The sequence below is a fragment of the Pseudomonas sp. Pseusp18 genome (assembly GCF_059506005.1).
Map to the genome: position 1 here is coordinate 2,800,935 of NZ_CP169240.1, position 26,717 is coordinate 2,827,651.

At 60.6% G+C, this 26,717-nt stretch carries 10 protein-coding genes; 6 read left to right on the forward strand and 4 right to left on the reverse strand.

The genetic code is table 11. The features are described 5' to 3' along the window. Window positions 1–55: 55 nt before the first annotated feature. Together ACEN9A_RS12700 and ACEN9A_RS12705 are read left to right on the forward strand one after the other, a co-directional pair. Window positions 56–1,129: a GlxA family transcriptional regulator gene (locus tag ACEN9A_RS12700; protein WP_258673848.1), complete on the forward strand. Its 1,074-nt coding sequence runs from the start codon at window positions 56–58 to the stop codon at window positions 1,127–1,129. Between the two features lie 255 nt (window positions 1,130–1,384). Beyond that, entirely contained in the window at window positions 1,385–2,257 is an 873-nt protein-coding gene (locus ACEN9A_RS12705; RefSeq protein WP_258673849.1) for a DNA/RNA non-specific endonuclease, read from the forward strand. Between the two features lie 182 nt (window positions 2,258–2,439). On the opposite strand, the gene ACEN9A_RS12710 is transcribed toward ACEN9A_RS12705, so the two are convergent. Together ACEN9A_RS12710 and ACEN9A_RS12715 are read right to left on the reverse strand one after the other, a co-directional pair. Then, window positions 2,440–3,480 carry an ABC transporter substrate-binding protein gene (locus tag ACEN9A_RS12710; protein WP_258673850.1) on the reverse strand — a complete coding sequence of 347 codons (1,041 nt, stop codon included), beginning with the start codon at window positions 3,478–3,480 and terminating at the stop codon, window positions 2,440–2,442. A gap of 514 nt (window positions 3,481–3,994) precedes the next feature. Then, entirely contained in the window at window positions 3,995–4,669 is a 675-nt protein-coding gene (locus ACEN9A_RS12715) for a class I SAM-dependent methyltransferase (protein WP_258673851.1), read from the reverse strand. Window positions 4,670–4,879: 210 nt separating this feature from the next. Here ACEN9A_RS12715 and ACEN9A_RS12720 point away from each other — a divergent pair, with 210 nt between their 5' ends. The 4 genes from ACEN9A_RS12720 to ACEN9A_RS12735 all read left to right on the forward strand — a co-directional run bounded on the left by ACEN9A_RS12720 (window position 4,880) and on the right by ACEN9A_RS12735 (window position 10,670). Continuing rightward, a complete protein-coding gene (locus ACEN9A_RS12720; protein ID WP_258674177.1) occupies window positions 4,880–6,658 on the forward strand; it encodes a type I secretion system permease/ATPase in 1,779 nt (592 codons plus the stop codon). Next, a complete protein-coding gene (locus ACEN9A_RS12725) occupies window positions 6,636–7,949 on the forward strand; it encodes an HlyD family type I secretion periplasmic adaptor subunit (RefSeq protein ID WP_018927963.1) in 1,314 nt (437 codons plus the stop codon). Before ACEN9A_RS12720 ends, ACEN9A_RS12725 begins: the two co-directional genes overlap by 23 nt. Window positions 7,950–7,951: 2 nt before the next feature. After that, entirely contained in the window at window positions 7,952–9,331 is a 1,380-nt protein-coding gene (locus ACEN9A_RS12730; RefSeq protein WP_258673852.1) for a TolC family outer membrane protein, read from the forward strand. Window positions 9,332–9,953: 622 nt separating this feature from the next. Then, window positions 9,954–10,670, forward strand: coding sequence for a response regulator transcription factor (locus ACEN9A_RS12735; RefSeq protein WP_258673853.1), 717 nt, complete (start codon window positions 9,954–9,956; stop codon window positions 10,668–10,670). Between the two features lie 119 nt (window positions 10,671–10,789). Here the strand turns inward: ACEN9A_RS12735 and ACEN9A_RS12740 are convergent, their stop codons facing one another. After that, on the reverse strand, window positions 10,790–16,849 hold the full coding sequence (locus ACEN9A_RS12740; protein ID WP_258673854.1) for a DUF5801 repeats-in-toxin domain-containing protein: 6,060 nt from the start codon (window positions 16,847–16,849) through the stop codon (window positions 10,790–10,792). Window positions 16,850–17,131: 282 nt separating this feature from the next. Next, entirely contained in the window at window positions 17,132–26,395 is a 9,264-nt protein-coding gene (locus tag ACEN9A_RS12745) for a DUF5801 repeats-in-toxin domain-containing protein (RefSeq protein WP_258673856.1), read from the reverse strand. Window positions 26,396–26,717: the final 322 nt, after the last annotated feature.

Below are 26,717 nucleotides of genomic sequence, written 5' to 3' on the forward strand. Positions count from 1 at the left end.
GTTGGCTTGCAGTTCATTCTAAGTAGTCGCTATTGGCAAAATTGACTATTTACAGATGATTTGTGCCAATATGCGTAGCCACTCAGTGCGGGAGATCGCTGTGAGAAAAACAAAGAAATCAATCCATTCCTTTGTTGGCGTGGCGCAAAAGCGAGTGGTGATTCTGGGTTTGCCGCCCGTGGATTCGCTTGATGTGATCGGCCCGGCAGAGGTGTTTGCCTATGCGAACAATCTGCACCGCGGTGACTCTGCTCCCTACGCACTCGAACTCGTTTGTGCGGGTGCCAATGAACACTTGGAGAGCAGCACCGGCATCGCGCTTATGGCGCACAAGACGCTTGAACAGGAGCGTCTTGATAACAAGCCCATCGACACCTTGATCGTGACGTCGGGCTGGAAAGCCATGGATCATCTGGATCAGACGGCCATCGAGTGGATCCGCACGCGAGCCAGAGATGTCAGGCGTGTGTGTTCGATCTGTGTCGGAGCCTTCCCCTTGGCCGAAACAGGGCTTCTGGATGGTCGAAAGGCAACAACCCACTGGCGGATGGCACGCAGCCTGGCCGATCGCTATCCCAGTGTGCAGGTGGACCCCGACCCGATCTGGATCAAAGACGGCAACGTGTACACCTCGGCAGGCATATCGGCGGGAATCGATCTTGCGCTCGCATTGGTCAGCGAAGACTTGGGTGACGACATCGCTTTGGAGGTCGCGAAAAATCTGGTTCTGTTTCTGCGACGTCCAGGCGGCCAGGCACAGTTCAGCGTTGCACTCCAGTCGCAGCATGCGACAGGTTCGAACCTGGATGAGTTATGCGTATGGATCAGTGAGCATCTGCATACGGAGCTGACGGTTGAGATACTTGCAGACAGGCTCGCCACCAGCGTGAGGACCTTGATTCGCATGTTTCAGCGGGAGTTCAAGACAACGCCTGCGAAGTACGTCGAGGACGTCCGGGTCGAAGCGGCCTGTCGGCAAATAGAGCTGGGAAGACGGTCGATGGAGGAGGTTGCGCGCCGATGCGGCTACCACAGTGTCGACGTGCTCAGAAAAGCCTTCGTGCGACGCATTGGGGTGAGTCCAAAGGAGTACGCACAACGTTTCGCGCCGACTAAAGAGCCCGCTTAGGCATGCCCGTTCGACGAGCATGGGCAAGTAGAATGTGAACACTGCTCAGCACTAATGTGACTTGTGATGGTCAATAAACCCCGCGCGACCGTCAGCGGTCGTACTGCCCGGCGCCGACCGGATCCGTATCGGCATTTTGATCAAGGACAGTGAAAGCATGCTCACCGCAATATAATCCGCAACCGCCTCCACCTGGTCCAGTGAATCGGGACTCGCCGTACGTTTACCCCTCAATCCAATTCGAAGATTTAAAGCATGCACCTACGCAAAATTGCAGTTGGGCTGTCGGCCCTTGTTTTGCTCTCGACCGGGGCACAAGCCCGCAGTCTGCTGGATTTCATCAAGCCGCCCACCCAGCATCAGCAACAAACCTCCCACTCGGGCTCGATCAGCCAGAGCGCGGCGCTGGAACTCTATTCAAACAAACAGAAACAGCCATCGTTTGACGGCTGCGCGGATCTGTTCCCGGCCGCGAAACCGATCAACATGGCCACTGTGCCTGCCACAATGAAACCCTTGGCCTTGTGTTCCGACAACTTCGCGGTGCTGTACTCGCAAACCAGCAAGACGCCGCTGGTAGTGGTCGAACGCCTTAATGCCGCCCAGCTGCAGGATGCCAAAGGGGAGGAGCGCACCAACCAGTTCTATCCGGACCCACGCATTCCCAAGAGTGGGCGGGCAGAGTTGAGCGACTACCGTAGCCAACATCCGGCCGTGGACCGTGGCCATCAATCCCCGGCGGCCGATGCACCGAACCCCAATGCAATGGCCCAATCCTTTGCGCTGTCGAACATGGTGCCGCAAGACCCAACCAACAACCGGAAGATCTGGAGTAAGGTCGAGTCCGATGTCAGAAAGTTTGCCAAACGAGCCGATGGCAATGTCTTTGTCTTTACCGGCCCGCTCTTTGATTCAGGCCACGGCACCGTCGGCGACAACAAGGTCTGGGTGCCGACCCGCCTGTTCAAACTGGTTTACGACGCATCGTCCAAGCGTGCCTGGGCTTACGTACTGCCCAACGCTGAAACTCGCATCGAGAAACCGATGGACTATGACGCTTTCGTGAAGAGTACCGGGCTCAACTTGCTGGGAAATCTACCGGTCACAGGTTCCGTGGGGCGCTCTTGATGGCTTGATTGATTAATCCGTAGCAGCTGTCGAGCCGGGGCGAGGCTGCGTTCGGCTGCGCAGCAGTCGTAAAACCAGAACTTACGGTGCGTCAGGCAGACCGCGTCAGCCGGATTCACGACTGCTTCGCAGCCGAACGCAGCCTCGCAGGCTCGGCAGCTGCTACAGAGAGTGTGTCGCGGCTAACGCGCCGCCCAGGCATTGAAGTGTTCTTCCAACTCCTCGCCGTGGTCCACCCAGAACTCCGCATCTACCGACCGGGCCTTGGCCAGGTTGGCTTCGGCCGTCGGCAATTGCTGACGTACTGGCTCCGGCAGCAGCGCCAGGGCCTGGCGGTGGACTGGGCCGTAAGGGATGTTTTCCGAGAAAACCTTCTGGGCTTGCGGCTGGCTGGCAAACGCGATGAAACGCTCGGCCAGGGCCTTGTTCGGCGACCCTTTGACCACGGCCCAGTATTCCGGGTCGTACAGGCTCTGTGGCCAGACGATGCTCAGGTTCATGCCTTCTTTTTGCGCCGAGGCGATACGACCGTTATAGGCGGCACTCATCACCACGTCACCGGCGATCAACCACTGCGCTGGTTGGGCTCCGGCCTCCCACCACTGGATGCTCGACTTGATCTTGTCGAGCTTGGCGAAGGCTCGGTTCACGCCCTCGGGGGTGCCCAGCACTTTGTAGAGCTGGTCAGGCTTGACGCCATCGGCCAGCAGAGCGATTTCCAGGGTGTACTTGGCGCCTTTGCGCAGGCCGCGCTTGCCCGGAAAGTCGGTGACGTTCCAGAAGTCCGCCCAGGAAGTCGGGGTCTTGGCCAGCTTGTCCTTGTTGAAGGCCATGACCATCGACCAGACGTAGGTGGCCACACCACACTCGGTCAAGGTCCCCGGTACGAACTGGGCCTGGTCGCCAAAACTGGCCTTGTCCAGCCGCTCGAACAAGCCGGCATCACAGCCACGCAACAGTTCCGGACTCTCCACCTCGACCACATCCCAGGTGGCATGGCCCACATCGACCATGGCCTTGATCTTCGACAGTTCGCCATTGTATTCGCCGGCGACGATGCGTCCTGCACCGCTTGCATTGAAGGGTTGGAAATAGGCCTTGTCCTGGGCCTGCTTGGTGGCGCCGCCGAACGAAATGACGGTCAGGGCCTGGGGCTCGGCGAGCACGCCGGTGCACAACAGGGCCAGGGAAATAGGAACACAGGTACGTAAGGATAAAGACATGGAACGCTCCCACAGCTGGTTTTTAGAATGGTGTAAAGCCGGGCAGTGCTGGCCAGAGGCCGATAAGGTTCCACCGTGCCGGGCTCTTGGGGCCGGCATCGTTATGAAAAAAGCTTTCATCCGGGAAAGCCGGACCAGAGGTGCTCAGTGCGGTTTGATAGTGCGGCATCAATCGGAAGAGGAAAATTATTAAAAATATGCTTGGGAGCTATAAAAAAGCTCTTTAGCGGTGCAATGCATATTCACTTATGCCGTAAGGCGATCTGTAGCAGCTGTCGAGCTTGCGAGGCTGCGTTCGGCTGCGCAGCAGTCGTGAGTCCGGCTACCGTGGTGTATCTGACGCACCGCATTGTCTTGTTTGACGACTACTGCGCAGCCGAACGCAGCCTCGCAAGCTCGACAGCTGCTACCGCCGAACGCAGCCTCGCGAGCTCGGCAGCTGCTACAAGGAATGCGTCGCGGCTGAAATGGCTTAAGTGAACAACATTGCTTCAGCAGTGGGCGCGGCAGGCGATCATGCGGACGTTTGCTCAGCCACCAACAACAACGACTGCGGCACCGGACTTTGCGGGTGCTGCGGCTCCTGCAGGGCGGCCAGCCGAAAACCGGCCATGTCCAGGGCGTTGAGCCAACTGGACATGGTGCGCGAGTACCACGGCATGGGTTGCCACTGCCCCTTGAACCCGGCGAAGGTTTCTTCCCGCCAACCGTCCTGATAGTCGCCCGCCGCCGCGGTCCACGGATGCAGCGTCTGGATCACCAGCGCGCCACCGGGGGTGAGCAGGGCGTTCATGGCGGCGAGCAGGGGGATGATGTCCTGGTGCAACAGGGCGAAGTTGGCGCAGATCAGGTCGTAGTCGCTGCCGATGTCCACCTTCGCCTCTACCAGCTCATCATAGCTCGCCAAATGCACCCGCGAAGAGCCCGCCGCCTGCGCTGCCTCGACCAGTGTCGCATCGCCATCCACACCGACCGCCTCGATGGCCCGTTCAGCCAGCGCACGCAACAGCCAGCCCTCGCCGCAGCCGAGGTCGAGCACGCGCTCGGGTTGGCGGCCCAGTATCGCCAGCAGGATTGCCTGGTCGGTGACTTTGAGTCGGCTTTCTATGGTGCCGGTGCGGATAGCCTCGATCCAGGGCTTGGCGTTGTGGTGCCAGCTCTGGAGGAGGGTGGATTCGGGGCTGGGCATTTCGATGTCCGCAGTGATGGGTTGGAGGGAAGGATAGGACAAGTACTGGCGGAACGGATCTTGTCGGTGACGCTTTACTTGCATCCAGTCGAAAAGACCGCCAGCCCGGGGGTGAAACCCGTTGTCCGGGGCGATCTGGCCAACGGCTGCGCACAGTCGTTCGGCATGATCTAAGCTCCTCAAGGTATGGCTTTTCGAGCAGGGGTTTCCATGCGAAACACACCTGAAAACAGTCTGAAAATAGCGTTGAAAGCCTGTAGAGACAGCTTTGTTTCTGTTGGCTTTTTCAGCTTTTTCATCAACGCGCTGATGCTCGTTCCTACCTTCTATATGCTTCAGGTGTATGGACGAGTGGTCACCAGCGGAAGTCTGACGACCCTGGCGATGCTGACGCTGATCATGACCGGGTTGGTGGTAACACTCGGTTCCCTGGAATGGGTGCGTTCACGCATCATGGTTCGGGTCAGTACCCGGCTGGATGTGTTGCTGGGGCGCCAGGTCTATAAGGCCAGTTTCAAACGGGCGCTGGAAAGTGGCGGCATGGATGCCTCGGCCCAGTCGCTCAACGACTTGACGGGCTTGAGACAGTTTCTCTCCGGTAATGGATTGTTCGCCTTTTTCGATGCGCCCTGGTTACCTATCTATGTCGCTGTAATGTTCATGTTCCATCCCTGGTATGGCTGGGTAGCGGTGGGCAGTGCGTTGTTGTTGTTATTTCTCGCGTTTCTCAATGAGAGGTTTACGGGGCCGGCACTTGCCCAGGCTAACAAGGAACATATCAGCGCGACGCTCCACACCACGAAAAATCTGCGCAACGCTGAAGTCATCGAGTCCATGGGCATGCTTGAAACCCTGATGGACCGTTGGGGGCGTCGCCAGAGAAATGTCCTGTTGCTGCAGTCCGGGGCGAGCGACAGAGGTGGCATCATCAGCACGCTTTCCAGGTCCTTCCGGATCCTGGTGCAATCGCTGATCCTGGGGCTGGGGGCGTACCTGACCGTGGATCACCAGGTGGGGCCAGGCATGGTGTTTGCCGGGTCCGTGCTGCTAGGGCGCGCCTTGGCCCCCATCGATCTGATTATCGGCAGCTGGAAGGGCTTTATTGCGGCCCGTTCGCAGTACCGCCGTCTCAATGACATCCTCGACAAACAACAGGCTCAGCCCGAGCGTATGACACTGCCTGCGCCTCAGGGGCATGTGCAGGTGGAGAATCTGATCGTCGCGGCACCTGGCTCGAAAACCCCGATCATCAAAAATATGAGTTTCAGCGTACCTGCCGGCAGCATTATCGGAATCATCGGTCCAAGTGCGGCGGGCAAGTCCACCCTGGCCAGGGCACTGATGGGAGTATGGGCGCCGCAGCATGGGGTGGTCCGGCTTGATGGCGCAGACATCAGCGCGTGGGACAAACATGAACTTGGGCCGTACATAGGCTACTTGCCCCAGGACATTGAATTATTCGAAGGCAGCGTCAGCGAGAACATTGCCCGCTTCGCCGAGGTCGACTCCGAGAAAGTCGTTCTGGCGGCCAAGTCTGCCGGCGTTCACGAAATGATTCTGCTGTTGCCCGATGGCTATGACACCGTCATTGGCAGCGATGGCGTCATGCTGTCGGGAGGGCAGCGCCAACGCATCGGCCTGGCCCGTGCCCTGTATGGCAACCCGCGGCTGATTATCCTCGACGAGCCCAATTCCAATCTCGACGAAGTCGGTGATCGTGCCCTGGCGGTGGCCATCCAGCAGCTCAAGCTGACAGGTGCAACCGTTTTTGTGATTACCCACCGAACCAACATTGTGTCCCAACTTGACCGGCTGATGGTGATGAGTGATGGCGCCATCAGTCTCTATGGACCACGCGAACAAGTGCTGGCCGAACTCGCGCAGCGGGCACAAAAGCACGCCACGCAAGCAGGCGCAAGCGTGGCTTCGGTGGCTACTCGCAAGGGTGATGCCGATGAACAGTACGATGCTCAGTCGTCAAACAGATAACTTCGCCGACCTGGCGGTATCTGATCGAAAGATCCGTCGCCTGGGTTTTGGCATTTTATTGATGACCTTCGGGGTGTTCGGCACCTGGGCGGCGGTCGCACCGATCGATGGCGCGGCTTACGCGCCTGGTGTGGTCACCGTGCAGGCTTATCGGAAAACGGTACAACACCTCGAAGGTGGCATCGTCAAAGAGGTGTTGGCCCATGACGGTGACATCGTCAAGCAGGATGACCCGCTGATTATTCTCGATGATGCCCAGCTGCGATCCGAATACGAGATGACCCGAAGCCAGCTCATTGCCGCCAGAGCCATGGAGGCAAGACTCAAGGCTGAGCGGGACAATCTGCCAGTCATTGGCTTTGACGTCATGACCGATGCCGATAGTCTGCGAGGTGCCGAGGCGCGCCAGGGCGAGACCCAGGTATTCAACGCACGACGGGGGTCACGGTTGGGCCAGATATCGGTGCTGCAAGAGCGCATTGGTCAGTTGAATCAACAGATCAAGGGGCTGGAGGCGATGATCGGGGTCAAGAGCCAACTGAATAAATCCTACAGCGGTGAAATCGTTGAATTGACAGACATGTTGTCACAAGGGTTCGTCGACAAACAACGCCTGCTTGAGCAGCAGCGCAAGCTTGAAATGGTCAAGTCTGAATTGGCCGACCATCGTTCGACCATCACCAGGACGCGCCTGCAGATCAACGAAACACAGCTGCAGATTCTACAAGTCGATAAAGACTTCAATGCCGATGTCGCCAAACAATTGGCCGATGTCCAGACCAAAATCTACGACCTGCAAGAGAAGGCTTCCGCCCTGGAGGACCGGCTCAGCCATATCATCATCCGCGCACCCGAATCGGGCATGGTGATTGGCATGACGGTGCACACGATTGGCGGCGTCGTGCGCTCGGCGACGCCTTTGCTGGACATTGTTCCCTCGGTTTCTGAACTGGTCATAGAGGCCCAGGTGGCGCCGGTCGATATCGATCGCATCGCCATCGGCAAGCGTGCCGATATCCGTTTCGGCGCGTTCAACAGTGCGACCACGCCGGTGATCCAGGGCGAGGTCATCAGTGTCTCGGCGGACCGGCTGGTCAACGAAAAGACCGGGACTCCCTATTATCTGGCGCGGGTCCGGGTCACCGAAGCCGGTGTGCGCGCCTTGGGTGATCGCAAATTACTGCCAGGGATGCCTGCGGACGTGTTGATCATCACGGGGCAACGCACGCTGTTGCAATACCTTCTGCAGCCGGCCCGCAATGTCATCTCTCAAGCGTTGATCGAGGAGTGATCATGCGAGCGTCGACAGTTCTGCTGGGCGGGGCGTTCATGTTTGCCGCGGGTGCCGTTCTGGCGCAAACCACTGAAGCAAAGCCGACCGGGGTCAGTGCCTCGACGTATTCCACTGATCTCATGCAGTTGTATCGCGAGGCCCGGCTGGAAGATCCGCGAGTGTTGGCCTCGTATGCGCGAGCGAAGGCGGGCGAGGAACATCAGCGCGAGGCCCTGGGCTCGCTGTTACCACAGATATCGCTCAACGCCGGGCAGAACCGGATTCATCAGGAGAGCGACCTGGTACAGCGCAGTTACGATAGCGAAATCTACAGCCTGGTGCTGCGTCAGTACCTCTACAACAAGGCCGCGTGGGAGAACTACCAAAGATTCAAAAGCCTGGCCAAGCAAACCGAATCAGAAGCGCAGGAGGCCCAGGCCGAGGCCACAGTGGATTTGGCCCAGCGTTACTTCGCCGCGTTGGCGGCCGAGGATGAACTGGAGTTGGTAAAGGCGGAGCGTCAAACCACGCAAAAGAGCCTGGACAGGGTCAATGCGTTGTACGAAAAGCAGCTGGCATTGATTACCGATCAGCTCGACCTCAAGGCCCGGGTCGATTTGCTGGTGGCGCAGGAACTGGATGCCCAGAACCAGGCCAGTATCACCCGCGAGGCACTGGCGGAAATCGTCGGCCGGCCGGTCAAGGAGAAGCTCAACCGGATTCGCGATGACGTGCAACTACAGGTGTCGACGCAGAGTCTTGAAACGTGGGTCCGCGAGGGTATAGCGCAAAACCCGGCGCTCAAGGCCAACGAAAGTGGTGTCGAGGCCGCAGGCGCTGCGTTGCGCGGCGGCAAGGGCGGGCACTATCCGACCGTGAGCCTGTCTCTGAGCGCGCAACAGACCAACGAGGGCTACAACAACTCCCTGGCGCCGCGTACCGACAGCTATGTCGCCGGTATTGGCGTGCAAGTGCCGATATACAGCGGTGGTTCAACCTCGGCGCGGGTGCGGGGGCTCTACCAGGATCAGATTGTGGCGGAGCAGCAGCTGGAAGCAGTCCAGCGCCAGGTGGTCAAGGAGATCACCACTGCTTACCTGACCGCCAACTCGAGCGCAGAGAAGATCAGTGCGAGCCGGCATGCTTTGGCCTCGGCACAGCTGTCCAGAGTGGCGGCAGAAAAAGGACTCAGTTACGGAATGGTCAATGCCGTCGATGTACTGACCAGCGTACGCAACGAATTCCGGGCTCGTCGTGATCTGCTCAAGACGCAATACGACTTCGTCACCAATGTCTTCACGCTCAATCGCTGGGCGGGCAAGCCGCCTGTCGAGAGTGTCGAAAACGTCAATGCCTGGTTGAGCCCCGGCAGCTCCAGCAAAAAACTCACATCCCCCTGATCCTGCCTGCAATACCGACGTTGTATACCCTCCAGCCAGACTGGTTTTTCAGTGCCTGCCCCACGGGCCTGGGGCCGGCTTGTGGGTGGCTCTGCGAGGCAGGTTTCGCCGGTAAATTGACGATTGTTTTATTGTCATGCTTTGTTGTGCGCCACTCGTCGGTTAATTGACGATTTTGATCGGGTCAGGCTGTGACCGCAGGTCGTCGGCGGCGAGCCTAAGACCTTGATTTTCTAGGGGGGAGGGCGCCCTTGGGTACGTCGACCGGGCTACCTGTATGAGGCTAAGTCGACGACTGGCAAATGGCTAGGCTGGCAGTGCGCCGGGCTGGCCTAGACTCAGTTGAGCGGTTCGAAGGAGCACATCATCAAACGCAAACTATTGATGATTATTCCTATTTCTGTTGTTTCGATGGCTTTTGCCCGGCTTCTGGGAACGTCCGCAATCCCTGCCGGTGCAACGGGTGGAAGTGTCCCAAAGGCTAATACCGGGCGGGCACTGTCAAGGCCTGTCGGCGCTCGCATCTGTCCTTCAATCGTGGTGGCCAGGTGATTGAGTTGCTGATCCAGGAAGGCCAACGGGTGGAGGCCATCGTGCATTTTTCAAGGGAGTCAGGACGGTAATGACGACCCAAATAAAACCAATAAGCGTGATGCTGATCGACTGTCGTCCCCTTGTTCTTATGGGCCTTCAAGACTTGATCAATGCCCGCAAGCCTCAGATGGAAGTGAGCGGGCAGGCCACCACCTATACCAAAGCGCTGGATCTTGCCGATCAGTTGCGTCCCGATGTCATTTTTTTCAGTTTCTTTCCGGATGCGCTGAACCCATTGGCGGTCGTCGCGGGGCTCGCCCATAGCGCCGAAATGAAAGTCCTAGTGCTCAAGAGTCTGTACGAAACCGTCCCTGTTGCCCAGGCGATAGAGGCGGGCGCACGCGGCGTCGTGCTGGCGGAAGACCCGACAGAATCGATCATCCGAGCCATCATCCAGGTCCACCATCGTGACATCGGGCTGGGTAGAGCCTGGGTCGGTGGGCTTTCCGACTATGCCGCGACCGGGCATATACCTTTGAAATGCAATTCGGAGCAGGCGAAACAGGCGCGGTTGACCCTGCGTGAAAGAGAACTGATTCGCGCCATCGTGGGGGATCCGTCTGCCAAATACATGTGCATCGCCGGGCGCCTGGGTATCAGCGAGCACACCGTGCACAACCACCTCAGTAACATTTATCAAAAGCTTAATCTCGTTAACCGGATCGACTTGCTGATATATGCACAGAAGCACGGGCTCACCAACAACGAAGAACCGCCCGAGTCCACTTGGGTGGAACTGCATTGAATTTCTTTGGGGCGCCCAGGCCGTCACTGTGTCGCCGTTCGTGAATCCCATATTTGACCTGTAAGGCATGCGAGGGTGGCTTCTACGCCACCCTCGCATTCTTTTACGCGCGCGCTGCCTCAGGCGCTGCCATGGACAATGTCAGTACTCAGCAGATCGACCCCGACCAGGGTGATGGTGGTTATTTGTCCGCCCGTTTCGGTAACCGTCACGATGCTGTTTGCGCCGCTGTTGTCGATCTGGGCAACGGAGCTCTGGTCGCCGTTGAGCACCAGTGTGTCGCGCAGGCCTGCGCTCGCATCGAAGCCGGTGATCTGGTACTTGTTTTGGGTGAATGACAAATCGACGTTGAAGGCATCCCGCTCACCGGCCGTGCCAGCCAGCGTGAAGTCGAAGGTGGTGCCCAAGTCGTTGGCGAACAGGTTGGCGTCGAACGCACTCGTCGCCGAGTCCCCATCCTTGTCCGTCAGCGTCGCGTTGAACGCCAGCTTGACATCGCTGGCCAGGTTCTCGGTCTGCTGAATGAACTGGATCACCGGGATCTTGACATCGCCTCGGCCCATCGTGAGTTGAACCGCGTCAATCAGCAGCGAGCCTTGCTTCTGAACGAGGAAGGACACTTGTCCGCCGGCCTCCGGCGTCACGGTGTTCACCTCGGTGAGGTTCGAGGTCGAGCCATCCTCGTAGTAGATCCTGTAGTACAGGTCCTCGGTCGCCGTGTTGTACCCCCCCACGGAGTTGTCGATGAAGACTTTCATCCCCGTCAGCAGGCTCTCCGGATTGATCACGAAACTTTCATCGGCGTTGCTGATGGCCGCGAGGCTGTCTCCCTGGAGAATGTTATTGCCGACGCCGATGCCGGACGTGCTGACGTTCATGGCCGCCGAGTCGATGTACGAGGGCAGGGGGGTGGTCTGTAGCTGGGCTTCGGTGGGGTCGGGTTTCCCGACCCCGATGCCGGTCAGGATGTCCGCAGTCGACGCCGTTGCTTTGGCGGAAAAGAACACAATCTCCTCGGAGGGTGAAGGAATAGTCGGCGGATTCTGCGCCGGGATCAGCAAGGTGCGCACCGGATCCGGGCCGCCAGCACTGAGCGAGCCATCGGCACTGCTGAGCACGATCGTCGAACTGAAGCCTTGCACCAGGTCCAGTGTATAGGTGCCATTGCTATAGGCGGTCAGCGTGTAGTCGACGCTGGTATTCGCGGTGGCGGCGTTGTTGTCGAAATCACCGGTCAACGTCCCTGCGAAGTGGAACGCGCCATTGACGTCCGGTGAAGGCGACTGCTCGGTGAGCGTACCGGTCCCGGTGGTGGTCGTGTTGTCTGGCCGGACGAGGGTGAATTGGTTATTCACCAACGAAATATCCAGCCCGGTTGCCCCCAGTCCGTCGGCTCCGTTCGAATGATCCCAGTACCCTTGTTGTGGAAGGATGCTACCGGTCCCGATCAGGTTGCCGAAGGCAAGTGTAGGGCCATCGTCCTTGAACACCAGGTTCTGCCCGATGTTCAGGGTGGCCTGGGCGCTGTCGCCGTCCCCATCGGTCTTGGTCGCTATCAGCGTCACCAGGTTGTCCGCCGACAGCGTCGTCGAATCATCGGGATTGCTGGCGTTGGGATGCACCACCGCGCGGAGCTGGTCGAGGGTGACGTCGCCGTTGGCGGCGACGCTGGCCGTGAACACCAGCAAGTTGCTGGTGGCCGTGCGGCCTTCGACCACGCCGCCGTTGAGCGACAGGTTCACCGCCTGGCCGCTGGCCGTGTCGGTCAGCCCGGAGGCCCCCACCACCACGCCCAGTGCATAGGTCAGCGTGCCGGCGCCATCGGCGCCAAACGCGGAGGTGAAGTTAGCCGCGAAGCTCTTGGTATCGTTGGTCGCCAGCACCGTCTCGTCGACCGTCAGTGTCGGCTCCGTACCGGTGGTGCTGATGTTCGGTCCGTCGTCCTTGAATACCAGGTTCTGGCCGATGTTGAGGGTCGCCTGGGTGCTGTCGCCGTCCTTGTCGGTGATGGTCGCGGTCAGCGTCACCAGATTATCCGCAGTCAGGGTCTTCGAATCATCGGGATTGGCCGTGTTGGGATGCACCACGGCGCGGATCTGGTCGAGGGTGACCTCACCATTGGCGGCGACGCTAGCGGTGAACACCAGCAGGTTGGTGGTGGCCGTTCGGCCTTCGACCACGCCACCGTTGAGCGACAGGTTGACTGCCTCACCGGTGGCCGTATCGGTCAGCCCGGAGGCACCCACCACCACGCCCAGCGCGTAGGTCAGCGTGCCGGCGCCATCGGCGCCAAACGCCGAACTGAAGTTGGCGGCAAAGCTCTTGGTATCGTTGGTCGCCAACACCGTTTCGTCCACCGTCAGCGTCGGTTCCGTGCCGGTGGTGCTGATGCTGGGGGCGTCATCCTTGAACACCAGGTTCTGTCCGATGTTGAGCGTTGCTTGGGCGCTGTCGCCGTCCCCATCGGTCTTGGTCGCCGTCAGCGTCACCAGGCTGTCCGAGGTCAGGGTCTTCGAATCATCCGGATTGGTCGCATCGGGATGCACCACGGCGCGGATCTGGTCGAGGGTGACGTCGCCATTAGCGGCGACGCTGACCGTGAACACCAACTGGCTGGTGGTGGCCGTGCGGCCTTCCACCACGCCGCCGTTGAGCGACAGGTTGACTGCCTCACCGGTGGCCGTATCGGTCAGCCCGGAGCCACCGGCGACCACGCCCAGTGCATAGGTCAGGGTGCCGGCGCCATCAGCGCCAAACGCCGAGCTGAAGTTGGCGGCAAAGCTCTTGGTATCGTTGGTCGCCAGCACCGTTTCGTCCACCGTCAACGTAGGTTCCGTGCCGGTGGTGCTGATGCTTGGCCCGTCATCCTTGAACACCAGGTTCTGCCCGATGTTGAGCGTTGCCTGGGCGCTGTCGCCGTCCTTGTCGGTCTTGGTTGCCGTCAGGGTCACCAGATCGTCCGAGGTCAGGCTCGTCGAGTCATCGGGGTTAGTCGTGACGGAATGCACCACAGCGCGGATCTGGTCGAGGGTGACGTCGCCATTGGCGGCGACGCTGACCGTGAACACCAGGTCGTTGCTAATCGCTGTGTGGCCTTCCACCACGCCGCCGTTGAGCGACAGGTTGACTGCCTGGCCCGTGGCCGTATCCGTCAGCCCGGAGCCTCCCGCGACCACGCCCAGCGCATAGGTCAGGGTGCCCGCACCGTCGGCGCCAAACGCCGAGGTGAAGTTGGCGGCAAAGCTCTTGGTGTCGTTGGTCGCCAACACCGTTTCGTCTACCGTCAGCGTCGGTTCCGTACCAGTGGTGCTGATACTTGGCCCGTCGTCCTTGAACACCAGGTTCTGCCCGATGTTCAGGGTAGCCTGGGCGCTGTCGCCGTCCTTGTCGGTTTTGGTCGCCGTCAGGGTTACCAGGCTGTCCGACGTCAGCGTTTTCGAATCATCGGGATTGGTCGTGTTGGGATGCACCACGGCGCGGAGTTGGTCGAGGGTGACGTCACCATTGGCGGCGACGCTGACCGTGAACACCAGGTCGTTGCTCGCGGCCGTGCGGCCTTCCACCACGCCGCCGTTAACCGACAAATTCACTACTTGGCCGGTGGCGGTGTCGGTCAGCCCGGAGGCACCCGCCACCACACCCAGCGCATAGGTCAGCGTACCCGCACCGTCAGCGCCAAACGCCGAGGTGAAGTTGGCGGCAAAGCTCTTGGTATCGTTGGTCGCCAGCACCGTTTCGTCGACCGTCAACGTTGGTTCCGTGCCGGTGGTGCTGATGCTCGGCCCGTCATCCTTGAACACCAGGTTCTGCCCGATGTTGAGGGTGGCCTGGGCGCTGTCGCCGTCCTTGTCGGTCTTGGTCGCCGTCAGCGTCACCAGGTTGTCCGCAGTCAGGGTCTTCGAATCATCCGGATTGGTCGTGTTGGGATGCACAACAGCGCGGAGCTGGTCGAGGGTGACGTCGCCATTGGCGGCCACACTGACCGTGAACACCAGATCGTTGCTTGCGGCCGTGCGGCCTTCCACCACGCCGCCGTTAACCGACAGGTTCACCGCTTGGCCCGTGGCCGTGTCCACCAGCCCGGAGCCACCCGCGACCACGCCCAGCGCATAGGTCAGCGTACCTGCACCGTCAGCGCCAAACGCCGAGCTGAAGTTGGCGGCAAAGCTCTGGGTATCGTTGGTCGCCAGCACTGTTTCGTCCACCGTCAGCGTGGGCTCCGTGCCGGTGGTGCTGATGCTGGGTCCGTCGTCCTTGAACACCAGGTTCTGCCCGATGTTGAGCGTGGCATGGACGCTGTCGCCGTCCCCATCGGTCTTGGTCGCGGTTAGCGTCACCAGGCTGTCCGAGGTCAGCGTCTTAGAGTCATCCGGATTGGTCGCGTCGGGATGCACCACGGCGCGGATCTGGTCGAGGGTGACGTCGCCATTGGCGGCGACGCTGACGGTGAACACCAGTTGGTTGGTGGTGGCTGTGCGGCCCTCCACCACTGTACCGTTGAGCGACAGGTTGACCGCTTCACCGGTGGCCGTGTCGGTCAGCCCGGAGCCGCCCGCCACCACGCCCAGCGCATAGGTCAGCGTACCCGCGCCGTCAACACCAAACGCCGAAGTGAAGTTAGGCGCAAAGCTCTTGGTATCGTTGGTCGCCAGCACCGACTCGTCGACCGTCAGTGTTGGCTCGGTGCCGGTGGTGCTGATGCTTGGCCCGTCATCCTCGAAGATCATCTTGGAGCCGATCTCAGCGGTTGACGCGGTGGACTGCAGCACCTTGAAGCCGCCAATGTCGAAGTCAGCGTGCGTCTTGTCGCCGTTCTTGTCGGTCAGCAACCCGGCGTTCTCGATCATCACGCGGTTGTGGTCGGTCGCCGTGCTGTAGGTGATCTGCGAGTCGGTCGGAACACCGGTGATCAGCACTGTGCCGTCGGCGTTGTAGGTGATGACGACGCCGCTGACGGGGGCACCCGCGAACGTCTTCACGGTGACACTGCCGTTGGTGATCGCGACCTTTTCGGTGCTGTCATTGGCGTAGCTGTTGACGAAGTTGACACCGCTCTGCGACCCGCTGACGTTGTCAGCGTTCTTGACGGCGGTGAGCAAGAGCTTCGCGGTCGTGCCGCCCGTCTCCTGCACGACCTTGAAGGTCGCGGAGCGGGCGCCGAAGTACTGGGTGAAGTCAATGTTCTGTTCGACACCCGCTTCGCTCGGGCTCAGGTTGGGGATTGTGAAGTCCGCCTTGGCGCCGGTGACGAAGCTGAAGCGCAGGCCTTCCTGTTCGGTGATTGCCTGGTTGTTGGTGCCCAGGGTCGTGCTGCCGCCGCCCTGGCTGCTGTTGACCGTGTCGGCGCTGGTGATGGCAGCACTGCTTGCCGACTGATCCAGCGGATCCCTGCCGGTGACGACGATCGAGACACCGGGAATCCGGCCGTTCACATCGGCCGTCGCGCCCATGGTCGTGAACATCAGGAACAACTGCTGGCCCGACGGCGCATTGGCCAGACTGAACTCCGCGTCCTGGGCGGCTCCGATGAACACCTTGTTCAGCAGATTGACCGCATCGTCGGGGTTGCTAGCGTCCGGATGCTTGAGCGGTTGGTATTCCACGGTCCAGATCTTGCCGCCCGAGAGCGGCGATCCGGTTTCTTCGATGTAGGCTGCAAACACGATCGCGCCGGTTGCGCTTCCGGCTCGGCCCAGAAGGATGTTGTTGTTCGTATCGGTATAGAGAAGGATGCTGGTGCCATTGAGGGTATCGAGTCCGCTATCCAGGCCATTGAGCGGTACGCCGGCGCTGTCGACGAAACTGATATCGGTAATATTTGCTCCGGGGTCAGCGGTGACGCTGAACGCATTGCTGCCGGTATTGCCCGCGGCACCGGTGTAGCCACTCAAGGCCGCCCCCGAGGCGGTACCTGCCCCCAGTGCGGTCAAACGGGTAGAGAAAGTCGAGGGCAGGGACGCCAACGGAATGTCGTTGTCATCCGCATCTCCCAAAGGGCTTGGCGTGGCAGTGCCGTTCTGCAACCCGGCCGTTTCGTCCAGCGTGACGCTCGCGCCGCTGGCCACGACGCTCATGGCATTGGTGGTAACCGATGTTGTCACCACTGAGTCGAGGGTCGGAATGTACAGGAGGGCAGGATCGCTTGTTAGCGATGAATTTTGCTCGCCAATAGCAGCCATGATTTTCTCCAAAGCAAGTGCGGTCATCGAGGCCTGACCGTTGACCTTTGGTCGACTATGGAGAAGCACCGGGGATTACGCATCAGCCGAAACTCCCACGCGGGCTGGGAGTTTCAGACTAGTCGTCCTCGTCGCAGGCCTGGCCGCAGGGGGCCAGTGTTCAAGGCTTGTGGTGCTAGAGCGCTCACAACGAATGCGATCCGTGCGGATCTGATATTGGCAGTGCAAAAAAATGCGAGGGTGGTTTCCACCACCCTCGCATCCTTTCACGCACGCGCTGCCTCAGGCGCTGCCATGGACAATGTCGGTATTCAGAACATCAACCCCGACCAAGGTGATGGTCGTGACTTGTCCGCCCGTTTCGGCAACCGTCACGACGCTGTTGGCGCCGCTGTTGTCGATCGACTGGACAACGGCGTTCTGGTCGCCGTTGAGCACCAGCGTGTCGCGCAGCCCTGCGCTCGCATCGAAGCCGGTGATCTGGTACTTGTTTTGAGGAAGTGACAAGTCGATGTTGAAGGCATCCCGCTCACCACTCGTGCCCACCAGCGTGAAGTCGAAGGTGGTGCCCAAGTCGTTGGCGAACAGGTTGGCGTCGAACGTACTCGTCGCCGAGTCCCCATCCTTGTCTGTCAGCGTCGCGTTGAACGCCAGCTTGACATCGCTGGCCAGGCTCTCGGTCTCATGAGTGAACTCGATCACCGGGATCTTGATCTCGCCTCGGCCCATCGTGAGCTGAACCGCGTCGATCAACTTCGTGCCCTGCTGCTGAATGAGGAAGGACACCTGTCCACCGGCCTCCGGTGTCACGGTGTTCACCTCGATCAGGTTCGAGAACGTGCCATCCTCGTAGAAGGCCCTGTAGTACAGGTCCTCGGTCGCCGTGTCGTAACCCCCCACGGAGTTGTCGATGAAGACCTTCATGCTCGTCAGCAGGCTTTCCGGGTTGATCACGAAGCTTTCATCGGCATTGCTGATGGCCGCCAGGTTGTCTCCCTGGAACAGGTTATTGGCGATGCCGATGCCGGACGTGCTGACGTTCATGGCCGCAGGGTCGATGTACGACGGCAGGGGGTTGGTCTGTAGCTGGGCTTCGGTGGGGTCGGGGGCTCCAAGCCCGATACCGGTCAGGATGTCCGCAGTCGACGCCGTTGCCTTCGCGGAAAAGAACACGATCTCCTCAGATGGCGAAGGAATAGTCGGCGGATTCTGCGGCGGGATTAACAAGGTGCGCACCGGATCAGGGCCGCCGGCACTGAGCGAACCGTCGGCACTGCTGAGCACGATCTCGGAACTGAAGCCTTGCACCAGGTCCAGGGCATAAGTGCCATTGGCAAAGGCGGTCAGCGTGTAGTCAACGCTGGTATTCGCGGTGGCGGCGTTGTTGTCGAAATCACCGGTCAGAGTCCCTGCGAAGTGGAACGCGCCGTTGACGTCCGGTGAGGGCGATTGCTCGGTGAGCGTGCCGGTGCCGGTGGTGGTCGTGTTGTCTGGCCTGACGAGGGTGAATTGGTTATTCACCAACGAAATATCCAGACCTGTTGCACCCAGTCCGTCGGCTCCGGTTGAATGATCCCAGTATCCCTGTTGTGGGAGGATGCTACCGGTTCCGATCAGGTTGCCAAACGCGAGTGATGGACCGTCGTCCTTGAACACCAGGTTCTGGCCGATGTTGAGGGTCGCATGGGCGCTGTCGCCGTCCTTGTCGGTGATGGTGGCCGTCAGAGTCACCAGATTGTCCGAGCTCAGCGTCTTCGAATCATCCGGATTGGTTGGGTCGGGATGCACCACCGCCCGGAGTTGGTCGAGGGTGACGTCGCCATTCGCGGCCACGCTAGCCGTGAACACCAGCAGGTTGGTGATGGCCGTGCGGCCTTCGACCACGGTGCCGTTGAGCGACAGGTTGACCGCCTCACCGGTGGCGGTATCGGTCAGTCCGGAGCCTCCGGCCACCACGCCCAGCGCATAGGTCAGCGTGCCCGCACCGTCAGCGCCAAATGCCGAGGTGAAGTTAGCCGCGAAGCTCTTGGTATCGTTGGTCGCCAGTACCGTTTCGTCGACCGTCAGGGTTGGCTCCGTGCCAGTGGTGCTGATGCTTGGCCCATCGTCCTTGAACACCAGGTTCTGCCCGATGTTGAGCGTCGCATGAGCGCTGTCGCCGTCCTTGTCGGTGATGGTTGCGGTCAGGGTCACCAGATTGTCCGAAGTCAGCGTCTTCGAATCATCCGGATTGGTTGGGTCGGGATGCACCACCGCCCGGATCTGGTCGAGGGTGACGTCACCATTGGCGGCGACGCTGACCGTGAACACCAGCAGGTTGGTCGTGGCCGTACGGCCTTCGACCACTGTGCCGTTGAGTGACAGGTTCACCGCCTCACCGGTAGCCGTATCGGTCAGCCCGGAACCGCCCGCGACCACGCCCAGTGCATAGGTCAGCGTACCCGCACCGTCAGCGCCAAATGCCGAGCTGAAGTTGGCGGTAAAGCTCTCGGTGTCGTTGGTGGCCAGCACCGTTTCGTCGACCGTCAGGGTTGGCTCCGTGCCGGTGGTGCTGATGCTTGGACCATCGTCCTTGAACACCAGGTTTTGGCCGATGTTCAGCGTGGCATGGGCGCTGTCGCCGTCCTTGTCGGTGATGGTGGCGGTCAGGGTCACCAGGTTGTCCGAAGTCAGCGTCTTCGAATCATCGGGATTGGTGGTATCGGGATGTACCACGGCGCGGATCTGGTCGAGGGTAACGTCGCCATTCGCGGCGACGCTGACGGTGAATACCAGATCGTTGCTAATCGCCGTGCGGCCTTCCACGACTGTACCGTTAAGCGACAAATTCACCGCTTGGCCGGTAGCGGTATCGGTCAGCCCGGAGCCGCCCGCGACCACACCCAGTGCATAGGTCAGCGTGCCTGGACCATCAGCGCCAAACGCCGAGCTGAAGTTGGCGGTAAAGCTCTGGGTGTCGTTGGTTGCCAGTACTGTTTCATCGACCGTCAGGACTGGCTCCGTGCCAGTGGTGCTGATGCTCGGTCCGTCGTCCTTGAACACCAGGTTTTGCCCGATGTTCAGGGTTGCATGAGCGCTGTCGCCATCCTTGTCGGTGATGGTGGCGGTCAGGGTCACCAGGTTGTCCGAGGTCAGACTGGTCGAATCATCCGGATTGGTTGGATCGGGATGCACCACGGCCCGTTGCTGGTCGAGGGTGACGTCACCGTTGGCGGCGACACTGACAGTGAACACCAGCAGGTTGGTGGTGGCCGTACGGCCTTCGACCACGGTGCCGTTGAGTGACAGGTTCACCGCCTCACCGGTGGCTGTATCGGTCAGCCCCGACGGGCCGGCAGTCACGCCCAACGCATAGGTCAGCGTACCCGCACCGTCGGCGCCAAATGCCGAGCTGAAGTTGGCGGCGAAGTTCTGGGTGGCGTCGGTGGTCAGTACTGTTTCATCGACCGTCAGGACTGGCTCCGTGCCAGTGGTGCTGATGCTCGGTCCGTCGTCCTTGAACACCAGGTTCTGCCCGATGTTCAGGGTGGCATGGGCGCTGTCGCCATCCTTGTCGGTGATGGTGGCGGTCAGGGTCACCAGGTTGTCCGAGGTCAGACTGGTCGAATCATCCGGATTGGTTGGGTCGGGATGCACCACGGCCCGTTGCTGGTCGAGGGTGACGTCACCATTGGCGGCGACACTGACAGTGAACACCAGCAGGTTGGTGGTGGCCGTACGGCCTTCGACCACGGTGCCGTTGAGTGACAGGTTCACCGCCTCACCGGTGGCTGTATCGGTCAGTCCGGAGGCACCGGCTACCACGCCCAACGCATAGGTCAGCGTACCCGCACCATCGGCGCCAAACGCCGAGCTGAAGTTAGCCGCGAAGCTCTGGGTGGCGTCGGTGGTCAGTACTGTTTCATCGACCGTCAGGACTGGCTCCGTGCCAGTGGTGCTGATGCTCGGTCCGTCGTCCTTGAACACCAGGTTCTGCCCGATGTTCAGGGTGGCATGGGCGCTGTCGCCATCCTTGTCGGTGATGGTGGCGGTCAGGGTCACCAGGTTGTCCGAGGTCAGACTGGTCGAATCATCCGGATTGGTTGGGTCGGGATGCACCACGGCCCGTTGCTGGTCGAGGGTGACGTCACCGTTGGCGGCGACACTGACAGTGAACACCAGCAGGTTAGTGGTGGCCGTGCGGCCTTCGACCACGGTGCCGTTGAGCGACAGGTTGACCGCTTCACCGGTGGCCGTATCGGTCAGTCCGGAGGCACCGGCTACCACGCCCAGTGCATAGGTCAGCGTACCCGCACCATCAGCGCCAAACGCCGAGCTGAAGTTAGCCGCAAAGCTCTGGGTGGCGTCGGTGGTCAGTACCGTTTCGTCAACCGTCAGGGTTGGCTCCGTGCCAGTGGTGCTGATGCTCGGTCCGTCGTCCTTGAACACCAGGTTCTGGCCGATGTTCAGCGTGGCATGGGCGCTGTCGCCGTCCTTGTCGGTGATGGTGGCGGTCAGCGTCACCAGGTTGTCCGAGGTCAGACTGGTCGAATCATCCGGATTGGTTGGATCGGGATGCACCACGGCCCGTTGCTGGTCGAGAGTGACGTCACCGTTGGCGGCGACGCTGACGGTGAACACCAGCAGGTTGGTGGTGGCCGTGCGACCTTCCACTACGCTGCCGTTGAGTGACAGGTTGACCGCTTCACCGGTGGCTGTATCCGTCAGCCCCGACGGGCCGGCAGTCACGCCCAGCGCATAGGTCAGCGTGCCCGCACCGTCGGCGCCAAACGCCGAGCTGAAGTTCGCTGCAAAGCTCTGGGTGGCGTCGGTGGTCAGTACTGTTTCGTCAACCGTCAGGACTGGCTCCGTGCCGGTGGTGCTGATGCTTGGACCATCGTCCTTGAACACCAGGTTCTGGCCGATGTTGAGGGTGGCATGGGCACTGTCACCGTCCTTGTCGGTGATGGTGGCGGTCAGAGTCACCAGATTGTCCGAGGTCAGACTGGTCGAATCATCCGGATTGGTTGGGTCTGGATGCACGACGGCCCGTTGCTGGTCGAGAGTGACGTCACCGTTGGCGGCGACACTGACAGTGAACACCAGCAGGTTAGTGGTGGCCGTGCGGCCTTCGACCACGGTGCCGTTGAGCGACAGGTTGACCGCTTCACCGGTGGCCGTATCGGTCAGTCCGGAGGCACCGGCTACCACGCCCAGTGCATAGGTCAGCGTACCCGCACCATCAGCGCCAAACGCCGAGCTGAAGTTAGCCGCAAAGCTCTGGGTGGCGTCGGTGGTCAGTACCGTTTCGTCAACCGTCAGGGTTGGCTCCGTGCCAGTGGTGCTGATGCTCGGTCCGTCGTCCTTGAACACCAGGTTCTGGCCGATGTTCAGCGTGGCATGAGCGCTGTCGCCATCCTTGTCGGTGATGGTGGCCGTCAGGGTCACCAGATTGTCCGAGGTCAGACTGGTCGAATCATCCGGATTGGTTGGGTCGGGATGCACCACCGCCCGTTGCTGGTCGAGGGTGACGTCACCGTTGGCGGCGACACTGACAGTGAACACCAGCAGGTTAGTGGTGGCCGTGCGGCCTTCGACCACGGTGCCGTTGAGCGACAGGTTGACCGCTTCACCGGTGGCCGTATCGGTCAGTCCGGAGGCACCGGCTACCACGCCCAACGCATAGGTCAGCGTGCCCGCACCGTCGGCGCCAAACGCCGAGCTGAAGTTAGCCGCGAAGCTCTGGGTGGCGTCGGTGGTCAGTACCGTTTCATCGACCGTCAGGACTGGCTCCGTGCCGGTGGTGCTGATGCTCGGTCCGTCGTCCTTGAACACCAGGTTCTGGCCGATATTCAGCGTGGCATGAGCGCTGTCGCCATCCTTGTCGGTGATGGTGGCCGTCAGGGTCACCAGGTTGTCCGAGGTCAGACTGGTCGAATCATCCGGATTGGTTGGGTCGGGATGCACCACGGCCCGTTGCTGGTCGAGGGTGACGTCACCATTAGCCGCCACGCTGACGGTGAACACCAGCAGGTTGGTGGTGGCCGTGCGGCCTTCCACTACGCTGCCGTTGAGCGACAGGTTGACGGCTTCACCGGTGGCCGTATCGGTCAGTCCGGAGGCACCGGCTACCACGCCCAGCGCATAGGTCAGCGTCCCCGCGCCGTCGGCGCCAAACGCCGAGCTGAAGTTCGCTGCAAAGCTCTGGGTGGCGTCGGTGGTCAGTACTGTTTCGTCAACCGTCAGGGTTGGCTCCGTGCCGGTGGTGCTGATGCTCGGTCCGTCGTCCTTGAACACCAGGTTCTGTCCAATATTCAGCGTCGCATGGGCGCTGTCGCCATCCTTGTCGGTGATGGTGGCCGTCAGGGTCACCAGATTGTCCGAGGTCAGACTGGTCGAATCATCCGGATTGGTTGCATCGGGATGCACCACCGCCCGTTGCTGGTCGAGGGTGACGTCACCGTTGGCGGCGACACTGACAGTGAACACCAGCAGGTTAGTGGTGGCCGTGCGGCCTTCCACTACGCTGCCGTTGAGCGACAGGTTGACCGCTTCACCGGTGGCCGTATCGGTCAGTCCGGAGGCACCGGCTACCACGCCCAGCGCATAGGTCAGCGTGCCCGCACCGTCAGCTCCAAATGCCGAGGTGAAGTTAGCCGCGAAGCTCTGGGTGGCGTCGGTGGTCAGTACCGTTTCGTCAACCGTCAGGGTTGGCTCCGTGCCGGTGCTGCTGATGCTTGGCCCGTCATCCTTGAACACCAGGTTCTGCCCGATGTTCAGCGTGGCATGGGCACTGTCGCCGTCCTTGTCGGTGATGGTGGCGGTCAGGGTCACCAGGTTGTCCGAGGTCAGACTGGTCGAATCGTCCGGATTGGTTGGGTCGGGATGTACTACGGCCCGTTGCTGGTCGAGAGTGACGTCACCGTTGGCGGCGACACTGACAGTGAACACCAGCAGGTTGGTGGTGGCCGTGCGACCTTCCACCACGGTGCCGTTGAGTGACAGGTTGACCGCTTCACCGGTGGCCGTATCGGTCAGTCCGGAGCCTCCGGCTACCACGCCCAGCGCATAGGTCAGCGTCCCCGCGCCGTCGGCGCCAAACGCCGAGCTGAAGTTCGCTGCAAAGCTCTGGGTGGCGTCGGTGGTCAGTACTGTTTCGTCAACCGTCAGGGTTGGCTCCGTGCCGGTGGTGCTGATGCTCGGTCCGTCGTCCTTGAACACCAGGTTCTGTCCAATATTCAGGGTGGCATGGGCGCTGTCGCCATCCTTGTCGGTGATGGTGGCCGTCAGGGTCACCAGATTGTCCGAGGTCAGACTGGTCGAATCATCCGGATTGGTTGCATCGGGATGCACCACGGCCCGTTGCTGGTCGAGGGTGACGTCGCCATTAGCCGCCACGCTGACAGTGAACACCAGCAGGTTGGTGGTGGCCGTGCGGCCTTCGACCACGGTGCCGTTGAGCGACAGGTTGACCGCTTCACCGGTGGCCGTATCGGTCAGTCCGGAGGCACCGGCTACCACGCCCAACGCATAGGTCAGCGTGCCCGCACCGTCGGCGCCAAACGCCGAGCTGAAGTTAGCCGCGAAGCTCTGGGTGGCGTCGGTGGTCAGTACCGTTTCGTCAACCGTCAGGGTTGGCTCCGTGCCGGTGCTGCTGATGCTTGGCCCGTCATCCTTGAACACCAGGTTCTGCCCGATGTTCAGCGTGGCATGGGCACTGTCGCCGTCCTTGTCGGTGATGGTGGCGGTCAGGGTCACCAGGTTGTCCGAGGTCAGCGTCTTCGAATCATCCGGATTGGTCGCGTCGGGATGCACCACGGCGCGGATCTGGTCGAGGGTGACGTCACCGTTGGCGGCGACACTGACAGTGAACACCAGCAGGTTGGTGATGGCGGTGCGGCCTTCGACCACGGTGCCGTTGAGCGATAGGTTGACGGCCTCACCGGTGGCCGTATCCGTCAGCCCGGAACCGCCTGCTACCACGCCCAGCGCATAGGTCAGCGTACCCGCACCGTCAGCGCCAAACGCCGAGCTGAAGTTAGCCGCGAAGTTCTGGGTGGCATCGGTGGTCAGTACTGTTTCATCGACCGTCAGCGTTGGTTCCGTTCCGGTCGCACTGACGCTCGGCCCGTCGTCTTCGAAGATCATCTTGGAGCCGATTTCGGCGGTCGCGCTAGAGGCTTGGCGCAGCGAGAAGCCGCCGATATCAAAATCGGCGTGGTTATCGCCTCTGGCGTCGAGGGCCGCGCCGTTCTCGACGAGCACGCGGTTGTGATTCGATGTCGTGGTGTATTCAATCTGGTAGCCGGCTTTAACGCCGGTAATGGTCGCAACCCCACCCGTGAAGCTGATGGTGATGGTCGGATCATTCACCGAACCGTCGGAATTTTCGATCACCAGCCCGGTACTATTGTTGATGACTTGAACATTGGTGATGGCAACCGGCGTGTCATTCGCATAGCCGTTGACGAAGTTCGCGCCAGGTTCAGCTGCGGTGTTGAATGCGCTGACTTTTACCACGGCACTCTTGCCGCTTTGCAACTGCACGATGTCGAAATTGGCCGATGTCGTGTTGTAGACGCTGGTAAAGTCGATGTTGGACTCAACATCGGCTTCGGTCTGACTGAGGTTGGGAACGGTCACATCCTGCCGGGCACCGGTGACGAACGAAAAGCGGATGCCTTCCTGTTCCGTAATCATCTGGTTGTTGGTGCCGATGGTGGTCGGCCCACCGCCCTGGCTGGTATTGATCGTGTCGCCAGTGTTTATCTTGGCGCCGCTTGACTCGTCTGCGGGGTCCTTGCCGGTGGCGATGATGGTGGGATCGGTGATCCGCATGACACCACCATCATTGACAACGGTCGGGTTCGCTTTCGTGAACATCAGGAACAGGTTCTGACCAGAGGGCGCACCGGCCAGGCTGAATCCCAGATCCTGAGTGACTCCGATGAACACCTTATCCTGCAGATTGAGCGAATCATCGGGGTTCGTTGCATCTGGATGCTTGAGCGGTTGGTACTCCACGGTCCAGATCTTGCCGCCCGAGACCGGTGATCCGGTTTCTTCGATATAGCCAGCGAACACGATCGCGCCGGCTGGGCCACCGGCTCGGCCCACAACGATATTGTTGTTGCTCGTATCCGTATAGAGAAGGATGCTGGTGCCATCGAGAGTATCCAGTCCGCTATCCAGGCCATTGAGCGGTGCGCCAGCACTGTCGACGAAGCGGATATCGGTAACGCCGGACGGGTCGGTGAGGGTGAATGCATTGCTGCCGGTGTTGCCCGCGGCACCGGTATAGCCGCTCAAGGCCGCCCCCGTTGCGGTACCTGCACCCAGTGCGGTCAAACGGGTAGAGAAGGCCGAAGGTAGAGAGGCCAGCAGAATGTCGTTGTCGTCAGCGTCTCCCGCGGGGGTTGGCGTGGCGGTGAGGTTCTGCAACCCGGCCGTTTCATCCAGCGTAACGTTTGCGCCGGGCGTAACGCTCAGCGCGTTGGCCGTAAGTGACGTTAAGTTGAGGGAAGTCGGATCGCTCGTTAGCGATGAGTTTTGCTCGCGAATAGTCATGATTTTCTCCTGAGCCATTGCGGTCATCGAGGTCGGACCATTGACCTCTGCAACTATGACTAATCGCCGGGAATTGCACATCGGCCGATACTCCCAAGCGGGGTGGGAGTTTCGGCCTACTTGGGAGGGGAAACGGGATGAGGACGCGAAGGCGTGCTGCCCATATTCCGTTTGTGAATGAGCACAGGCCGCTGATGCTCCCTCGGGCTTTAACCGCCAGCGCGTGAGTCAGGCTCAAGTAGCAGGGTGCGGAGGGCGCAGATAGATGAAATCTCGTTTGCCGAAGCGTCTGTTCACCTCCCGGAACTGCAAAAAAAGCGAG